This window comes from Nocardia sp. CY15 (assembly GCF_009829295.1).
In the GTDB taxonomy this organism is placed as follows: Bacteria; Actinomycetota; Actinomycetes; order Mycobacteriales; family Mycobacteriaceae; genus Nocardia; species Nocardia sputi.
The window spans coordinates 25055-41153 of sequence record NZ_VUOT01000016.1; the positions used below are offsets into that span (position 1 = coordinate 25055).

The 16099-nt window shown below is 66.6% G+C and carries 17 protein-coding genes and 1 pseudogene; 8 read left to right on the top strand and 10 right to left on the bottom strand.

The genetic code is table 11. The annotated features are described in order from the left end of the window. Positions 1–358: 358 nt before the first annotated feature. The gene (locus tag GVY39_RS18870) at positions 359–1420 is read left to right on the top strand and encodes a sterol desaturase family protein (RefSeq protein WP_159926494.1); all 1062 of its coding nucleotides are present in this window, start codon (positions 359–361) and stop codon (positions 1418–1420) included. Positions 1421–1458: 38 nt separating this feature from the next. Continuing rightward, a pseudogene (locus GVY39_RS18875) lies at positions 1459–1572 on the top strand (IS701 family transposase); the annotation flags it as partial. A gap of 239 nt (positions 1573–1811) precedes the next feature. On the opposite strand, the gene GVY39_RS18880 reads toward GVY39_RS18875, so the two are convergent. The 7 genes from GVY39_RS18880 to GVY39_RS18910 form a co-directional block, all read right to left on the bottom strand. Next, positions 1812–2393 (bottom strand): hypothetical protein, encoded by a 582-nt coding sequence (locus tag GVY39_RS18880; RefSeq protein ID WP_159926492.1) that lies wholly within the window; start codon positions 2391–2393, stop codon positions 1812–1814. After that, on the bottom strand, positions 2375–3034 hold the full coding sequence (locus tag GVY39_RS18885; protein ID WP_159926490.1) for a TetR/AcrR family transcriptional regulator: 660 nt from the start codon (positions 3032–3034) through the stop codon (positions 2375–2377). The genes GVY39_RS18880 and GVY39_RS18885 overlap by 19 nt, the downstream gene beginning before the upstream one ends. A 134-nt stretch (positions 3035–3168) precedes the next feature. Next, entirely contained in the window at positions 3169–4119 is a 951-nt protein-coding gene (locus GVY39_RS18890) for a helix-turn-helix transcriptional regulator (protein WP_236565541.1), read from the bottom strand. Positions 4120–4148: 29 nt separating this feature from the next. Then, positions 4149–5162 (bottom strand): helix-turn-helix transcriptional regulator, encoded by a 1014-nt coding sequence (locus GVY39_RS18895; RefSeq protein WP_236565540.1) that lies wholly within the window; start codon positions 5160–5162, stop codon positions 4149–4151. 184 nt (positions 5163–5346) lie between these two features. Further along, a complete protein-coding gene (locus tag GVY39_RS18900) occupies positions 5347–6411 on the bottom strand; it encodes a fused (3R)-hydroxyacyl-ACP dehydratase subunits HadA/HadB (protein WP_159926488.1) in 1065 nt (354 codons plus the stop codon). Between the two features lie 184 nt (positions 6412–6595). Next, complete coding sequence (locus GVY39_RS18905) at positions 6596–7957, bottom strand: lipase family protein (RefSeq protein WP_159926486.1); 1362 nt, start codon at positions 7955–7957, stop codon at positions 6596–6598. A 232-nt stretch (positions 7958–8189) separates the two neighbouring features. Then, positions 8190–9365, bottom strand: coding sequence for a lipase family protein (locus tag GVY39_RS18910; RefSeq protein WP_159926484.1), 1176 nt, complete (start codon positions 9363–9365; stop codon positions 8190–8192). A gap of 344 nt (positions 9366–9709) precedes the next feature. Here GVY39_RS18910 and GVY39_RS18915 point away from each other — a divergent pair, with 344 nt between their 5' ends. Further along, a complete protein-coding gene (locus GVY39_RS18915; RefSeq protein ID WP_159926482.1) occupies positions 9710–9952 on the top strand; it encodes a hypothetical protein in 243 nt (80 codons plus the stop codon). A gap of 10 nt (positions 9953–9962) precedes the next feature. On the opposite strand, the gene GVY39_RS18920 is transcribed toward GVY39_RS18915, so the two are convergent. Beyond that, positions 9963–11072, bottom strand: a complete 1110-nt coding sequence (locus tag GVY39_RS18920; protein ID WP_159926480.1) for a lipase family protein — start codon at positions 11070–11072, stop codon at positions 9963–9965. Positions 11073–11237: 165 nt separating this feature from the next. Between GVY39_RS18920 and GVY39_RS18925 the strand changes: the two genes are divergently transcribed. The 4 genes from GVY39_RS18925 (at position 11238) to GVY39_RS18940 (ending at position 13338) form a co-directional block, all read left to right on the top strand. After that, positions 11238–11753, top strand: coding sequence for a DUF2599 domain-containing protein (locus tag GVY39_RS18925; RefSeq protein ID WP_236565539.1), 516 nt, complete (start codon positions 11238–11240; stop codon positions 11751–11753). Positions 11754–11787: 34 nt separating this feature from the next. Beyond that, entirely contained in the window at positions 11788–12447 is a 660-nt protein-coding gene (locus GVY39_RS18930; RefSeq protein WP_159926478.1) for an SDR family oxidoreductase, read from the top strand. Between the two features lie 83 nt (positions 12448–12530). Next, positions 12531–12812: a putative quinol monooxygenase gene (locus tag GVY39_RS18935; RefSeq protein WP_223516231.1), complete on the top strand. Its 282-nt coding sequence runs from the start codon at positions 12531–12533 to the stop codon at positions 12810–12812. A 298-nt stretch (positions 12813–13110) separates the two neighbouring features. Further along, the gene (locus GVY39_RS18940; RefSeq protein ID WP_195071461.1) at positions 13111–13338 is read left to right on the top strand and encodes a hypothetical protein; all 228 of its coding nucleotides are present in this window, start codon (positions 13111–13113) and stop codon (positions 13336–13338) included. A 249-nt stretch (positions 13339–13587) separates the two neighbouring features. Here GVY39_RS18940 and GVY39_RS18945 read toward each other — a convergent pair whose 3' ends face one another. Then, positions 13588–14475, bottom strand: a complete 888-nt coding sequence (locus GVY39_RS18945; RefSeq protein ID WP_159926474.1) for a helix-turn-helix transcriptional regulator — start codon at positions 14473–14475, stop codon at positions 13588–13590. A gap of 90 nt (positions 14476–14565) precedes the next feature. Then, the gene (locus tag GVY39_RS18950) at positions 14566–14787 is read right to left on the bottom strand and encodes a DUF397 domain-containing protein (protein ID WP_159926472.1); all 222 of its coding nucleotides are present in this window, start codon (positions 14785–14787) and stop codon (positions 14566–14568) included. A 325-nt stretch (positions 14788–15112) separates the two neighbouring features. Here GVY39_RS18950 and GVY39_RS18955 point away from each other — a divergent pair, with 325 nt between their 5' ends. Then, on the top strand, positions 15113–15910 hold the full coding sequence (locus GVY39_RS18955; RefSeq protein ID WP_159926470.1) for an SAM-dependent methyltransferase: 798 nt from the start codon (positions 15113–15115) through the stop codon (positions 15908–15910). Positions 15911–16099: the final 189 nt, after the last annotated feature.

Genomic DNA, 16099 nt, shown 5'->3' on the forward strand with positions numbered 1-16099 from the left:
CCTTCGGCACCCTTGGGTTCAGCGCGTCTGCAAATTCCACCACTCACCATCAGCCCGTCGGCAACTACTCCGGCGGCCTTTACGCCGGCTGTTGTTGACAATCCGCTGGCCAGCGGCATGTCCGCTGGCCAGCGGACATCCGCTTCTGTCGCGCCACACTCGGCTCTCTACTCGGTTTCCGCATGTTCGGGCCGAACTGCGCGTTGTTCTACAAATCTCGGTCACCGACGGCGACCTGGGCAGGCACGACCTGAAAACCGCGAAAGTCGAGTCCGTCGGTGCATGTCAGAAATCCTCGCCGAGTCACGCAGGGGATCACCGAGCCCGAGCCCATGCCTTTTAGATCGGAGTATCGGCGATGTACTGGTCTGTCGTCGACGCATTGTGGAGTGCCGCAATCCAGCCATTTCGGCTGCTACTCAGCACGAACGTCGATGTCGGTATCTTGTTCTACCCATTTCTACTGGTCGCCATGATATGGACATTCCGGCGTCAACCACGGGAGGAGAGCCTGACCAGCTATGTGACCTTCCAGCGTGCACTGCTCAGCCGGTCAGGAAGACTGGATATCAGATTCTATTTCACCAACATCATCCTGATGACATTGCTGTACACCTACAGCGATCCTTGGTATCGGCAGGTGCCCCATGTGGTGGAATCGGGCTGGGCGTGGCTGCTCCAGGAACCTCGTCTGTACCTGCTCAACGGTGGATTTCTCGCCAGTACGGTGGTGACCGTCCTTGTCTTCATGGCCGCCGATCTCTCCTTTTTTCTTTTCCATATGCTGATGCATCGGGTGTCGTGGTTGTGGGAGTTCCACAAGATCCATCATTCGGCAACCGAGTTGAATCCACTGACGAGCTTTCGCGCCCACCCGGTGCAGCTCTATCTGACCACCACGGCCGGGGTCGTCTTCTCGGGCGTTGTCCTCGGCAGCGCCGGGTACTTCTCCTCGGGCACGGTACAGGTGCTGTCCTGGCTAGGCTCCAATGTCCTGTTCATTGGCAGCGGAGCATTCCTGCTCGCCGCGCTCCGGCACTCCCACGTGTGGATACATTTCGGTCCCCGGCTCAACCGAATCCTCTACAGCCCGGCCCATCATCAGATACACCACAGCGGCGACAGCGCCGACTACAACACGAACTACGGCGGCCTGCTCGCGCTGTGGGACTGGATGGCGGGAACTCTCATCATTCCCGGACGTGAACGCCCGATCTACTACGGGCTGGGCAGTACCGAGCAGAACAACCAGTACACCAGCATCGCAATGCTCTACACGCGGCCGTTCGTCAATCTGTGGCACCGGGTGGTCAGCCGGCGAGACTTCAACAAGAACGAGTCTGGACGACATCGCCCACGTCTTGGCGACCCGCCGCAACGACACCCTGATCACCGGCCTGTTCACCGAGGCCCGCGCTGACGAGCTCGTTGCCGCGCTCGTTGTTCGAGCCATACCCGCAGGTGCAGTTCGCGACCAAGCCACGGCTGGTGATGGCGATGCTGGAACGGGCAGTGTCGGCGAAGGTGCCGTTTCGGTGGTTCACCGCCGACGAAGCCTACGGTCAGGTCAAGTAGGGGAAACAGCGCCAGCGATCAAGACATGATCGCACTCACGCTACCGGAGATCCGACGCCTCACCATCGCCCTGCTCCTCCCCACCATCCGCTGCACCCACTGCGTCTGGGCATGGTCGACCTGGCGCCGCCGACGACAACATCAAGCCCGCCTATCCCACTACCGACGACGAGGACACCCACTCACCTGACTGCCGTTGCAGCACTAAGCCCCCCACCGAGCCCTCGCAGCGAGACTCAGCCGTGGCCCCAGTTGAGGTCGGCAGCCATCCACTCGGATTCCCACTGTTGCAGCCGCCGCCGATCGAGTCCCCGGCGCACCAGCAGGTAGCTGCCCGCGAGCACGATCGAGACCCCGAGCAGCGCACCCGCGGTGAGCATCACCGCTTTGCTCGCGGGCTGGGACGGCGACGGCGGCTCCACGATCGCGCCGCCGTCGTTCAGCCAAATCGACACGGTGGATCCCGGCTCCACCACCGTCGTCGACTGATAGTCGCCGGTATGGATCACGCCTTCGGCGTCCTTCCAGGACACCCGCGCGGGTACCACCGGTGCGTACAGCGGCGCCTTGCCGGTCTCGATCACGGTGGCCTCCACTTGACGCAAGCGCGCCGTCTCGGCTCGCACAGCAGCCGTCTCCACCTTGTACACCCGGCCGCCGACAGTCACGACGAGCACGGGCACGATGATCAGGAACACCAGGGCGAGCAGGACCGCGCACGCGGTCTGCCAGCGGTCCTCCCTGCGACGCAGCGGATTTCGGTCCAGACCGACGCGCCGGCACGTCCGGCGGTACATGTTCACCGATCCGGTAGACATGACGGTGACTCCTCGTGACGGGATTCGGCGGTGAGGGTGACGAGGGTGTCGAAGAACTCTTCGACGAGGCCGGGCAGGCCCATCGGATCCGGGCCCGCCGCCCAACTCTGTAGCGCCGCGAGCAGCATGCCCGCACCGGCGGCGACGGCGACGGCGGGACGTGGATCCGTCAGCGGGTCCACCCCCAGCCGGGCCGCTGTGATCCGGACCGATTCGCGCTGCCCTTCGATACGGATGCGCTGATAACCGGCGAACAGTTCGGGTTCGTCCTCGAAGCGCTGGAACAGAGCCCAGCGGCGTGCCAGCAGGACGGCACGGGCGCCGCCATACTCGGTGGCCAGCCAATCGCGCACGGCGTTGCGATAGGCGAGCAACGGCGGCTCGTCGGGAGGGCGGCGGCACAGCGCCTCGTTGAACAGATGGACGTCCTGATCGACATCGCCGAGAATCGCCTCCTCGATGGAGGCGAAATGTCTGCTGAAAGTACGCCGGGTGACGCCGGCCCGCATCGCGATGTCCTCGACGGCCACCGCGTGCAGGCCCCGCTCGGTGAGCAGGTCGAACGCCGCGCGCGACAGTGCCTCGCGGCTACGCCGAGTGCGCAGCCGACGACCGTCCAGACCGACACCGTCGTCGCCCATGAGCACATGATACCGCTTATTGTCCCAATGGGACAATAATTCGCCCATCCCCGGCATCCGCATCACCTCATCACAGGAGATGCCCTGTTCAAGCCCGATTCATGCACGCCGAATCCGCGAGGAAGCCCATCCGGTCACCCCCTCGAGCGGTCCGCGGGTTCGTCGACGGTCGGCGGGACACCGTCACGCAGGACCTGAAGCAACCGGCGGGTGTGCTCCGGTTGCGGCGCCAGCAGCGAAAGTTGGTTCAGCACCGCGTAGTACACGTCCAGATCAGCGATCTTGTCCAGATACAAGGCGCTGGTGAGCTGCTGGAGGTAGACGATGTCGGGCAGATCGGTCTCGGCGAAGCGCAAGACGGTGAAGGCGCCGTCGGTGAGCGCCGGGCCGCCCACGTGGTCGGCCAAGATCTGGATGGTGATGTTCGGCTGCGCCTCGATGCGCAGCAGATGGTCGAGCTGGGCGCGCCAGACGGTCGAACCGCCGATCCTGCGGCGCAGCGCGGCTTCTTCGACGATCATCCACAGCTGAGGCGGGTGCGGGCCGGTGAGAATGTCCTGCCTGCGCATGCGCAGCGCGACCCGACGTTCGATAGACTCCTCCGGCTCGCCCGGATGCGACAGTGTGAGCAGCGAGCGAGCGTACTCCGGCGTCTGCAGCAGCTCGGGTACCGCCCGCGGTTCATAGCCACGGATCCGGCGCGCCGCCTGCTCCAAACCGAGGTAGGTGTCGAACCATTTCGGCAGCCAATCGTTGTCCCGCGCCCACCATCCCGACGCGTTGGCCTGCCGGGCCAGCTCCAGGTACCGCTCCCGCTCCTCCGGATCGGCCACCTCGTAGAAGTCGAGCAGGTCGACCAGATCGCGTTGCCGGCAGCCGGTGCGGCCGAGTTCCAGCCTGCTGATCTTCGAATGCGACCCGCGAATGGCCTCGCCCGCGGCTTCGCGGGTGATGCCGCGATCCTCGCGTAGGCGACGCAGACGACCGCCGAGAACCATGCGTAGCACCGTCGGCCCGCCGCCGGACACCGGATGGGCGCCGAGTCCGGGCGAATCGGGCGCTTGTCGTTCCTTCGAAGCGCGCATGTCCCGAGTCTGCCACGTTCCCCCGGTCGTCATCTATGGTCGAAAGTCCCTGTACGAGCGGGTATTCCTGGTTCCATCAAGGTCATCCGACCGTTCGGTCGGCAATTCACCGACGGCAGGTCCACGATGTCGGGCTCACGCTCGCGCAACGCCGCGACGAGCTCGCGGGTGTACTCGGGTGGCGCGGCGTGCACCGAAAGCAGATTCGCCACCGAGCGGTAGGCCGCGAGATCGGCGTCCTTGTCCAGATACAGGGCGCCGGTGAGCTGCTGGAGATAGACGATGTCGGGCAGATCCGTCTCGGCGAAGCGCAGCATCGTGAACGCGCCGTCGGCCAGCGCGGGGCCGCCGACATGATCGGCGAGCACCTGCACCGTGATGTTCGGCGCGTCCGCGGCCCGCAGCAGGTGCTCGAGCTGAGCCAGCCACACCCGCGAGCCCCCCATCCTGCGGCGCAGCGCGGCCTCCTCGACGATCAGCCACAGTTGGGGTGGGTCCGGCCTGGTCAGGATTTCCTGGCGGCGCATCCGCAAGGCCACGCGCCGCTCGATCGACTCCTCGTCCTCGTGCGGATGAGCGAGCACGAACAGCGCTCGGGCGTAGTCGGGAGTCTGCAGCAGCTCCGGGACGACCCGCGGCTCGTAGCAGCGGATCAGCTGGGCGGCCTGTTCCAGCCCGAGGTAGGTGTCGAACCACTTCGGCAGCCAGTCGGCGTCGCGATGCCACCACCCCGAGGTGTTCGCCTGCTTGGCCAGCCGTTTGAACTCGGCGCACTCCTCCTCGTCGGTGACGCCGTACAGCGCGAGCAGGTCGACCAGGTCCCGCTCCCGGAAACCGGTACGCCCCAATTCCAGCCGGCTGATCTTGGAGTGGGAGCCGCGGATCGCCTCGCCCGCCTCCTCGAGGGAGATACCGCGCGCTTCCCGCAGCCGCCGCATCCGTGCGCCGAGAATCATCCGTAGGGCGGTCGGACCGCCCTCGGCGATGGGAGCCGTTCCGCGAGTGATGGATTCGTTCCGAGGCCGCACTACCGAAGCACGCATGCACCGAGTCTCGCATGTGCACGGCCCACACTCCAGCACCGCGCTCCTCGAATCGGAGCGTATGCGCAGGTGTAAGCACATCCGCAAGATCACCGACGTGACCGCTCGGCGCTCGCCCGCCCTGCGGCATTCAGGAGACGAGACGATCCACGCCGGCTCACGCACCGGAACGCTCGGGAGCTGTTCAGCGCAGCAGCACGTCCGCCGTCGCGCGACCGAACAGCTTGCGCTCCCCGCAGATCGCGGTCAACGCGATGGTTGCGGAGCGGGTGTCCGGATTCAATCGCATGACGCGGCCACGGAATTCGATCGCGCTCGCCTCGGTCGCCGGAACCGGCGCGAACCCGGCGAACCGCACCCCGTACCGCGTCACCGCGGCCGGGTCACCCAGCCACGATGTCAGATACCCGGCTCCAAGACCCATCGTCAGCAGTCCGTGCGACACCACGTCGGGCAGACCGGCACTGCGCGCGACCACGTCGCTGAAATGGATCGGATTCGAATCACCGGACACACCGGCGTAATTCACCAGATCGCCCCGTGAGAGCAGCACCGTTCGCGGGGCGAGTTCCATGCCCACGGACAGGTCCTCGAAAGCGGGGACCGTCCGCGGCGTCCGAGTCTCGTCGGGGGAATCCGGCTGCACCGCCTCGTCGAAGCTCTCGACCAGGCCGCTGTCCTCGCCGAGCTTCCGCGCGGCCGCCGCGTCCGACCGGTCGGTGGCCGACTGCCCGGTCATGATGACGCCCTCGACCGCCGCGCGCAGATCGGTGGCGAGGTCCACCCCGGTCTGCGCCACCGCTGTGGTGTGCGCGGTCTGCAACACTTCCTTGTGCTGGTTGCTCAGCACGTTCCTGGTGACCATGAAGTCCTTGTCACCGAACTGCCGGAACGACTCGATGTAGGAGTCGCATCGCACCTCGTCGCCCGCGACGATCGGACGGTGCACCTGGATCGACTGCTCGGTCTGCAGCACTTGCCCGAGGTCGTAGCCGGTGAGCACGGACTCGAACATCTTGCGCTGCGTCAACATGAGCAAGATCGAGGAGAAGGTCAGCGGCGCGACGAGCCCGTCGAAGCCCAGCGCCATGGCGGCGTCCTCGTGCCGGTGCGCCGGATGGCCGTCCTGTAGCGCTCGCGCGAATTCCCGGATCTTCTCGCGCCCCACCTCGTACGTATCGGTCAGGCGGTAATGCCGTCCCACCAGTGCCTTGGCTTGCTCGGACGCGGTGGTGGTGATGTCGTTCATGTGCCTCTCTCGGGAATTCGGGCGTAACCCCGCCCGGACCGGCCTACCGTACCCAAGCCGCGATGACGCCGCAGGGCGCCCTCGCCAGAGCTGGGCATGCGATCAGTCGGGTCGACGGGAGCCGGTCGCGATTGCGATCCCGGCGGATCGCGTCACCGGAATTCCGCCCGGCGCCGTCGCACGGTCAGCACTCGTCGGGCGCCCGGACCCCGCGCAACCGTTCGTCCAGCCAGAGCATGGCTTCCGGATAGCCGAGCGCACCCGCGATGATGTGCTCACCGAGCACACTACGGTACACCGCGGGCACCCCGAGGCGGCATTGCTCCAGATAGAGATTGCGCGCACCCTCGGCCGGGATCCAGAATTCCTGCTCTCCGTTGTAGATGAACAGCGGCGTCGCCGATTTCATGCCCGCCATCTTGGTCACCCGATAGATGTCCGCGGCCAGCGCCGAATTCAGCGGATCCGGAAAGTTCGCGGCGATATCGATCGGCAGCATGAGCACGCCGATCGCGCCATAGCTGCTGCCGCACATATCCTTCACCGGCGAGGTCGCCACCCACTGGGCGAGATTGTTCATCCTGGCCAGGATCTCCGGCCGTTCGCGGCCGATGCCGAACACCGCGCCCATGAAGATCGCCGACGCGAGGTTGCCGTTCATGCTGCGGGCCAGGATCTCGAAGTCGGCGGGAACCCCGCCCAGCACGGCGCCGACGATCACCTCCGCCAATTCCGGTGCGTATCCGTCGATCAGCTTCACCGCCCCGTGCGTGGCGATCGCGCCGCCGGAATATCCCGCCAGCCCGAACTCGGCGGCGCCGAACTCCTCCGGGAACAGATTTCGCACGGCCCTGATCGAGTCGAGCACGGCGTGCCCGGCCACGATCGGTTCGGCGTAGGCCATCGACGGCCCCTCGTGGTCCGGGATCAGCACGGCGTAACCGCGCAGCGCCGCCACGTGCGTCGTGGGTGGCAGGAAATCGGTGAAGCTGGTGTCGGGGTTGAGCCCGTGCGCGAGAGTGTATCCCGGCGTGCAGGTTCGGCCGAGGGCGTCGATCGGCAGATTGTTCACCACCACCGGCCGCGGGCCCGGGCCCGGCCAGTGCGCGGCGGGGACGATCAGCGTCGCCGTGGCGTACGACGGCGCACCGTGGGCGTCCGTCGTGCGGTACTTCACCAGGAGCGCGCGCTGGATCGGCAACAGCATCAACGGCGCGGTCGTCGCGCGTACGTCGCGGACTTCGATGACCTGCCCCTCGGCCAGTTCGTCCAGGTTCGCAGGCCGCACGTCGAATATCGGGTCGCCGATGGCGGAGGGTAGCGTGGCCAGGCGCAGCGCCGCCAGCGACGGGGACAGCGTAGTCGCCTCGTGCGTGGGCGAGTTCGGCTCCGGCAGCGGTGCGATCGGTGGTGGCGGGATCACCTGATCGATGAGTTGCTGGATTCCGGGCAGCAGCCCGCCGGGCGGCGGCTGCGCGGCGGCTGGTACGGCCGAGACCGAGCCGACAGCGAGCAAAGCGACAGCAATGGCACGCGATATTCTCATGGCACACGCCTCTGGGTGCGAACGGCAACGTCGTCTGGCACCCGGGCGCAATGGCCTTCGACCCCCGAAAATCCCCTGTCAGACCGGAAGCCAGGACGTCAGGCTACGTCAGCGGCCGTGACTCGACGCAGAAAAGCGTCCGAGTTGTGTTCTCGCGTATCCATATCGCAACAACCGGCCGAGACCCGTTTCCGGAGAACGGGTCCCGGCTCGGCCGTCCAGGTATCGACGCTCAGCAATTGCTCGGCGCAGGTTCCCCCCTGAATCGGGCGTCCAACCAGTTCAGTGCCGCGGGGATGCCGAGCGCCGCCGCGGTCAGGTGGTCCGGCACCGGGATCTCCTCGGATTGCACCTTGGCGCCCGCCGCACACCATCGCTTGTCGGTGTTGACCACCGCGTCGATCGGGATGAGACCGTCGATCGGCGAGTGCCACTCGAAGACCGGGGTCTCGGGCACGCCGTCGTAGAGCTCGAGACTGTTCTCCTCGACCACGGCGCGCGCGGTGTCGTCGTTGATCATCGAGGTCGTCTTGGCGAAGTCCAGCGCACCGCGGCCCGCGCCCGTGGAGAGGATGTCGTTGGTACAGCTGTTGGCGATCTGCGCGCGGGCCGCGAGCCCGCGCTCGTTCAGCTGGTCACTGAGCGGGAAGCGCGTCGGATACTCACGCTCCAGCCCGAACCCGGCGGCGAAAGCCAGCCCGAACACCGGGTGCGGGTTCAATCCCAGTCCTTCGAGCATCTTCACCAGATTCATCGGGACACCGCCCATGGCCGCGCCCGCGAGGTCCAGTTCCGGTGCGTATCTCGGCTGCAGGGCCGCCGCCCAGGCGGTGGCCATCCCGCCGCCGGAGTATCCGACCATCGCCACCGGGCTGCGCTGCACGCCGAGTTCGGTGACCTGCTTGACGGCGCGGATCCCGTCGAGCGTGATCTGCCCGCCGAGTTTCGCCGCGCCGTAGGCGAAGTTGGGGCCGAGGTGGTCGGGCAGCGCCACGCTCCAGCCACGCGCCAGCAGGATGTTCCAGCCCGGCGCTTCCCGCACGATCAGGTTCGGATCACCGGTGTAGAGCACCCGGGAGACCGAGCACTCCGAGCCGAGACCGTTGATGATGTGCTGGAACGACAGCAGCGGCCCGTCCGGGCGATGCGCCTTGGGCGTGAGCACCGTGGTGGTCGCGGCGATCGGCTTTCCCTCCGAACTCGTCGACCGGAACCTGACCACGGTCACCGTCGTCTCCGGGAAGATCGCCAGCGGGGGCATCACCCGGGTCGCGATCACGTCGCCGGGCTTGCGGTCGGCGATGTCCGCGGGTGTGGCGTAGAAGGGATCTGGATCGGGATCGGGGTACAACGGCGCGCTGGTCGCCGCGCCTGCCATGCTCGCGACGAGCACCAGGCCCGCGGCCATCGCTCCGATCGCACGTGCGAGACGTCTTCGCCCCACTCCCCTACCCAGCGAACGTGGGCCCTGACTCATCGACGTGTGCCTCCTGCATCGTTCAACGCTGTGCTCATCCTCGGCAACATCACGCATACAGGACATCACCCGACGCGAACATGTTGACAAATCACAAGTTTGGGGCGGCCATGCTGTGAGCGCGGCGCGCCCCGGCTGGTGACTGTACCCGACCGCGCGAGGTCCGTTCTGTGACATTTCCAGCCGATGATCTGGAACATGTTCTCAGCAGTGGCGGGCACTTACCGTCGATCTCACCGGCGCGGCTGCCGCGCCGGCCGGAAGGAGACGGTGGCATGGACGGCGCTGCGCGCAGACTCGCGGACCGCGACGACACCCAGGATCCGCCGAACCGGCGGATCACCGTCTACTTCGACGGACCCACCCCCGAGGACGCACTGATCCTCGAGTACGCCGCGACGCGGACCGAGGCGGGGGAATTCACTTCGGCCGCCGTGCACGCCGGGCTCACCGTCACCGTGGACGGCCACGTTCGCCCCGGCCTTCGCAGGCTACCGTGCCGATCGCTCTGGCGCTGAGTACGCGGGCTCAGGGCCGATCGAGCACACCACTCAGGAACGTGAGCGCGTCGGGGAACGCTTCCCTGGCCGCCCCCAGGTGGTCGCCGGGATACCAGCCGACCCGCAGATCGGTCCCGGAGGCGTGCAATTCCGCCACCAGCTCGAGCGTCAGCGGCGCGGGCACCTCGAGGTCGGTCACCCCCTGGCCGAGGTACAGCGGCACCGAATAGCCGCTGGTCGGCACCCTCAGCATCGTGCGCACGGCGGCCAGCAGCGCGGGATCGTCCAACGGCCGCGACAACATGGCGCCGATGCCGATGCCGGACACCTGCGCGTCAGCCTCGGTGGCGCACTCCGTTTCCACGATGCGCAGGACGTCTCGGCCCACCGGTGTCAGGTAGCCGTCGATGTCGAGCTCCGGTGCGCTGTCGCGCAAGCCCGCCAGCAGCATGGCGAAGTAGGTGGTCGTCTTTTGCAGCGGCAGCCGCGGCAGCCAGGGCCCGGCCAGGGGGAAAACCCGATCCAGATTCGACGGCGTCCCGGTCGCGGCCGCGCCGCGCAGATCGAGCTCCGGTGCGTCGCCGGGTGCGAGGTGGGCGGTGAACAGCGCCGCCTGCCCACCCTGCGACTGGCCGAACACCGCCCAGCGCGTGCCGAGCGAGGGGGCGATCGCCCGTGCGGCCCGCACGCCGTCGATGATGCTGCGAGCCTCCGAGGGACCGTCCAGATAGGGGTGAACGCCGGGAGTGCCGAGCCCGACGTAGTCGGAGATCACGACCGCGTATCCCGCGCCGAGCAGAGCCGGGAACACCGAAGTCAGGTAGTAGTCCCGCGGGTGCACCGTGAACGCGCACTCGTCGGCGATCCCGGAGGTGCCGTGCGCGTAGGCGATGATCGGCCAACCACCCTGCGGCGGAGAGCCTTCGGGCAGGTACAGCACTCCGGTGCTCTGCATCGGTCCGCGCGGGCCCCGCGACCAATACGTCAGCCGCTCGGCGGTCGTCGCCCCCTGTACACGCAGCCGCCCGGCCAGCTCCACCCGATCCGTCACGGTGCCGGGCGCCTCGCCCACCCGCGCGTCCGCGGGCCCGGCCAACGCGACCGTCACCGACACCACGACGCCTGCCGCCCCTACCATGATCCGTCCACACCGCACCGACCGACTATCCCGGGTCGGAGCCGTACCGGCAAGCCACCACAATCGGTGGCCCTGCAGGAGAATCTCGCCGGGGCCGCTCGGGCTCGCTAGGCTCGGGTGAGCACGCCGGAAAGTGGTGCCGAGGAGGACACAGGAGGTTCGACCGTGGCGCAGCGGTACCCGCATCGCCTCCTCGCCCGGCGTCGGGCCGCCGCGCTGTTCTCGGCGGGCCTGCTGCCGTGGACGGTGGCCTGCGGCGCCGATGAATCCCCGCCGGCACCGGCCACGGCCACAGCCACGACGGCCCCGAGCGCCCCGCCATCGCCGGTGTCGACACCACTCGCCGCCGTACCGTCCGTCGACCCCTATGCGGGACAGCCTCTGGTGGATCACGTCGCCTGGACCGAGACGGTCGACGGGCCGCGGCTGCTCGTCTTCCCCACGCAGGCCGGTCGGCGGACCACCTTTCCCGGCTCGGACGAACGGGCGTGGCAGGAAGTGGTGGCCCGGTCGGCCGACGCCGACGCACCCGGCATGCGCGACCAGTTCGTCTGTCACTGGGCGTGGGCTCGGCTGGTCCAGCCGGACAAGCCGAGCTGGAATCTGGAACCGTGGCGGCCGGCGGTCGGCTACCCGGCCACCGTCGAAGCACGCTGTAATCCCGGCGGTCCCGAGCGCTGAGCGCGGGCGCCGCCCCGACCGGAAGGAGCGATCCATGCGCGTGGTCATCGCAGGCGGACATGGCAAGATCGCGTTGCTGCTGGCCCCCGTGCTCACCACGAACGGCCACGAGGTCGCCGCGCTGATCCGCGATCCAGGGCACGCCGACGACGTCCGCGCGACCGGCGCCGAGCCGGTGCTCTGCGACCTGGAGAACGCGGGCACCGACGAACTGGCCGAAGTCGTGAAAGGCTGCGACGCGGCGATATTCGCCGCTGGAGCGGGGCCTGGCAGTGGGGTCGAACGGAAATACACCGTCGACCTGGGCGGCTCGGTCCGGCTGGCCGAGGCGGCCGAGCGAACCGGGGTGCGCCGCTTTTTGCAGATCTCCACGATGGGAGCCGGTCGACCCCCTTCTCCCGGCACCGATGAGGTGTGGGCGGCGTATATCGACGCCAAGACCCAGGCCGAGAACGATCTGCGAGGTAGAGAGCTCGACTGGACCATTCTGCGACCCGGCCGGCTGGTCGACTCGCCCGGCACCGGGCTGGTGACCCTCGCCCCGCCCCCGGTCGAGCGCGGCGAGGTCCCCCGCGCCGATGTGGCGGCCGTCCTGGCCGGATTACTGCCCGCCGCGCACACCTTCTCGATGACGCTCGAACTCGTTTCGGGCGGTATTCCGAGTAACCAGGCGATTGCGCAACTGGCCGACTGAGCCGTCGTGAACCTCGCTAGTCCTTGCCGATTGACGCCAACGGTCACGATGGGAGAACAACCGTGTTCAGTCGTATCGTCTCGATGAAGATCCGCCCCGGGTCCCGCGCCGAGTTCCTCGCCGCCATATCACGCAGTGCCGAAGCCTCCGTACGGACCGAGCCGGGCTGTCTGCGCTTCGACATCTGCGCAGATCGGGTGGATCCTCACCGGTTTTTCCTCTATCAGCTCTACACCGACGACGAGGCGGCAGAAGCACACCGTTTCACCGAACATTTTCTGGCCTGGCATGCCGCGGCGGAGCAATTCGTCGAGCCGGGTACACAGATCGACTACAGCACGGACGTCCTCTTCGGACAGGAGTGAGAATTCCTCGCCGTGGCACCGTACCGGCAAACTTTTGGACGTGAAATCCGCACTGCGCACGTGCAATCGATCGTGCAGATGTGCTTGCATCTGAAAGGTACGGCGGCATAAACTCGGTCCCGCAACTCTTTACAGGGGACCACCAGGGGAGGCCGCGTGGGCGAGCCGAAGGCCGAAGCCGCCGTGGGTTTGCCGCCGCCACAAAAGCAGGGGCGTTCGAATGGAACAACCACTTACCGGCGGTCGGTTCGGATCAGCCGACACCGCACTGGCCGACCAGCCAGCGAACGGTAGACATATGAACACATCGTCGGCCCGCAGCGGCCACACCAATACCGCATTCTCCCGAGAAACCGCCGTGGCATACGTCATCCATGCCGTCGAATCCACCGGCGCGGCGACTCGGCATGATTTCGATATCGAACGAATCGTCACCACCGCACACGCGATGGCCGACGACTGGGATCTCGAGGCATTGCAACCCGCGACCTTCTGGCGCATTGCCTCCAGCTTCATCAAGCAGTAGCACCGCCCCGCCGTCCGAGACCGGCGGGTAACGAGTCATCCTGTGCCACGAGCACTTTCGTCGCGTCACCCGACGCCGGTGCACTTCCACCACAATGCCACCGACGCCGGGCGCCGACTTCATGAAGATATTTCCGGCGCGCCGTCGCCATTGATCCGAAGAGCGAACGCCAGATGACCACCTCCGCTTCGGAGGTGGTCATCTGGCGTTTACAGGTCTTCCGGCCGCACGGGATGTTGCCGCAGGACCTCAGTGTGCGTCGGCGTACTTCTCCATGATCTCGATCGACTTGTCCGGACGCTCGGCCTGGACGCTGAGCCGGTCCATGACCGACAGATACAGCGCCAGGTCCTGCCGCCGCTCGAGATACAGCGCGCTGGTCAATTGTTCGAGATACACGATGTCCGGAAGTTCGGACTCGGCGAAGCGCAGGATACTGAAGGAACTACCCGCCGCGGCGTGCTCGCCCGCAGTGAACGGCAGTACCTGGATCGTCACGTTCGGCAGCTTCGCAAGCCTGACGAGGTGCAGCATCTGCTCCCGATGGACCTGCGGTCCACCGACGGGCCGGTGCAGCACCGCTTCATCGATCACTGCCCAGACCACCGGCGGGTCCGAGCGGAACAGGATTTCCTGCCTGCGCTGACGCACCGCGACCCGCCGATCCGTGTCGGCGTCCTCGTGCCCGAGCGCCACGACCGCCCTGGCGTATTCGGGCGTTTGCAGCAGGCCGGGAACAAGATGCGACTCATAGGTACGGATCTTGCTCGCGGCCTGTTCCAGACCGAGGTAGGTACCGAACCACTGGGGCAGCAGGTCGCTGTAGCGATGCCACCAGCCGGGCTCGTTGGCCTGCCTGGCCAGCTCGAGGAACGACTCGCGCTCCTCGGGATCGTGGACGCCGTACAGGGTCAGCAGGTCGCGGATGTCGCGTTCCTTGAAGCCGGTACGGCCCAACTCGAGTCGACTGATCTTGGCATGCGAGCCTCGGATCGCATCACCCGCGGCCTCGCGGGTGATGCCCTTCTTGTCCCGAAGCTTGCGCAACTGGCCGCCCAATGCGATGCGTAGCACAGTCGGACCACGTTCCGCGACAACGGATTGCACGTGACCATCGTCATCGGGTTCAGCGATCATCGAGTTCGTCTCCGATACTCCGGGGTTTGCCCACAGTGTGTCACAACCAGCTGACGGGAGACACACCGTACCGACCGCTAATGCTACCGCTCAGCTAGTCAAATAGTCGAACTCTCCGGCCTTCGCGCCACGGACGAACGCATCGATCTCCGGACGCGTGTAAAGGAGGATACCGCCCTCCGGATCCCGCGAGTTGCGCACGGCCACCTGGCCGTTGGCCGCCTCGGCCACCTCGACGCAGTTGCCGCTGGGATTGCTGAAGGAACTCTTGCGCCAAGTTCCGATGATCTCGTTGGTGGATGTATCCGACATCTTCCCCACTCCTCGGTTGCCGCAGTTAGGCGATTCGGTTCGTGCAGATGCACGTTCAAACGTTCTTGCATTTGCACCAACACCGGACGATAGCACGAAGTTCGCGCTCTGTGCGCCCGCAGATTCGGACCATCCGGACGGGATTGTGAAACACGATCACCTCGCCCAGAAACACCGAGATCAGCTCCCCCGTCCGGCCCGCTCGACGAGGGTGAATCTTGTACTGTCGCAGTGCACATCGGATGTACCAGTCATTCGCGACACCTCCACGCGCCCACCCGCACGGCCGTGCCGCGGACAGTTTTTTGCCGAGGAGTCCAACCCCATGCCCGAAGACCACAGCCCCCTCATCCGGACCGACATCCCCCACTCCGCGCGGATCTGGAACTACTGGATGGGCGGCAAGGACTACTACGAGATCGACCGCATCGCAGGCGACGCCGGCATCGAAGTCGATCCGGACATCACCACCATGGCGATGCAGTCGCGCCAATTCCTCATTCGCGCGGTGCGTTACCTCGCCGGCGAGCAGGGCATCCGCCAGTTCCTCGATATCGGCACCGGCCTGCCCACCATGCAGAACACCCACGAAGTCGCCCAGAGCGTCGCGCCCGAGTCCCGGATCGTCTACGTGGACAACGATCCCCTGGTGCTCACGCACGCGCGAGCGCTACTCACCAGCACCACCCCGGAAGGCGTGACCACCTACATCGACGCCGACTACCACGATCCCGAGCTGATCGTCGCCGACGCCAAGCACGTCCTGAACTTCAACGAGCCGGTCGCCGTGATGTTCATGGGCGTGCTCGGCCACGCCAAGACATACGACGATCTGCTCCGGATCGTGCACACCGTGCTGGACGCCGTTCCGTCGGGCAGCTACCTGGTGATGTGGGACGGCACCGACGACAGCAAGGCGTATGTCACGCTGTGCGAGAACTACACCGGCACCGGCGGCACTCCTTATGTCCCCCGCCCACAGGCGCAGATCAAGGCCGTCTTCGATGGTTTGGAGCTCGTAGAGCCCGGTTTCGTGTCGATTACGCAGTGGCGCTCGGGCGCGACCGAGGTCGGGGAGGCCCGGCCGATCTCCGCCTACGGTGGGGTCGCACGCAAGCCGTAAGACCCCTGGACACGAAATTACAAGCGGCACAGTGGCGGTCGCCGGTTCCATACCGGCGACGGCCACCGCTTTTTCTGCGACCGATCGTGCAGATGTACTTGCATCTGTAAGCGACGGAGGCATAGACTCGAAGACGAAATCAGGGAGATACGCAGGGAGTTCGAGCCCGCGTCGCCAGCACGCCGAGCA

Bases quoted from the DNA above. Each gene is read 5' to 3' on its own strand.
- GVY39_RS18900 (WP_159926488.1), bottom strand. From the start codon at position 6,411: ATGAACGACATCACCACCACCGCGTCCGAGCAAGCCAAGGCACTGGTG.
- GVY39_RS18910 (WP_159926484.1), bottom strand. From the start codon at position 9,365: ATGGCCGCGGGCCTGGTGCTCGTCGCGAGCATGGCAGGCGCGGCGACC.
- GVY39_RS18880 (WP_159926492.1), bottom strand. From the start codon at position 2,393: ATGTCTACCGGATCGGTGAACATGTACCGCCGGACGTGCCGGCGCGTC.
- GVY39_RS18890 (WP_236565541.1), bottom strand. From the start codon at position 4,119: ATGCGCGCTTCGAAGGAACGACAAGCGCCCGATTCGCCCGGACTCGGC.
- GVY39_RS18905 (WP_159926486.1), bottom strand. From the start codon at position 7,957: ATGAGAATATCGCGTGCCATTGCTGTCGCTTTGCTCGCTGTCGGCTCG.
- GVY39_RS18955 (WP_159926470.1), top strand. From the start codon at position 15,113: ATGCCCGAAGACCACAGCCCCCTCATCCGGACCGACATCCCCCACTCC.
- GVY39_RS18945 (WP_159926474.1), bottom strand. From the start codon at position 14,475: ATGATCGCTGAACCCGATGACGATGGTCACGTGCAATCCGTTGTCGCG.
- GVY39_RS18870 (WP_159926494.1), top strand. From the start codon at position 359: ATGTACTGGTCTGTCGTCGACGCATTGTGGAGTGCCGCAATCCAGCCA.
- GVY39_RS18940 (WP_195071461.1), top strand. From the start codon at position 13,111: ATGAACACATCGTCGGCCCGCAGCGGCCACACCAATACCGCATTCTCC.
- GVY39_RS18935 (WP_223516231.1), top strand. From the start codon at position 12,531: ATGAAGATCCGCCCCGGGTCCCGCGCCGAGTTCCTCGCCGCCATATCA.
- GVY39_RS18885 (WP_159926490.1), bottom strand. From the start codon at position 3,034: ATGGGCGACGACGGTGTCGGTCTGGACGGTCGTCGGCTGCGCACTCGG.
- GVY39_RS18930 (WP_159926478.1), top strand. From the start codon at position 11,788: ATGCGCGTGGTCATCGCAGGCGGACATGGCAAGATCGCGTTGCTGCTG.
- GVY39_RS18950 (WP_159926472.1), bottom strand. From the start codon at position 14,787: ATGTCGGATACATCCACCAACGAGATCATCGGAACTTGGCGCAAGAGT.
- GVY39_RS18920 (WP_159926480.1), bottom strand. From the start codon at position 11,072: ATGGTAGGGGCGGCAGGCGTCGTGGTGTCGGTGACGGTCGCGTTGGCC.
- GVY39_RS18915 (WP_159926482.1), top strand. From the start codon at position 9,710: ATGGACGGCGCTGCGCGCAGACTCGCGGACCGCGACGACACCCAGGAT.
- GVY39_RS18895 (WP_236565540.1), bottom strand. From the start codon at position 5,162: ATGCGTGCTTCGGTAGTGCGGCCTCGGAACGAATCCATCACTCGCGGA.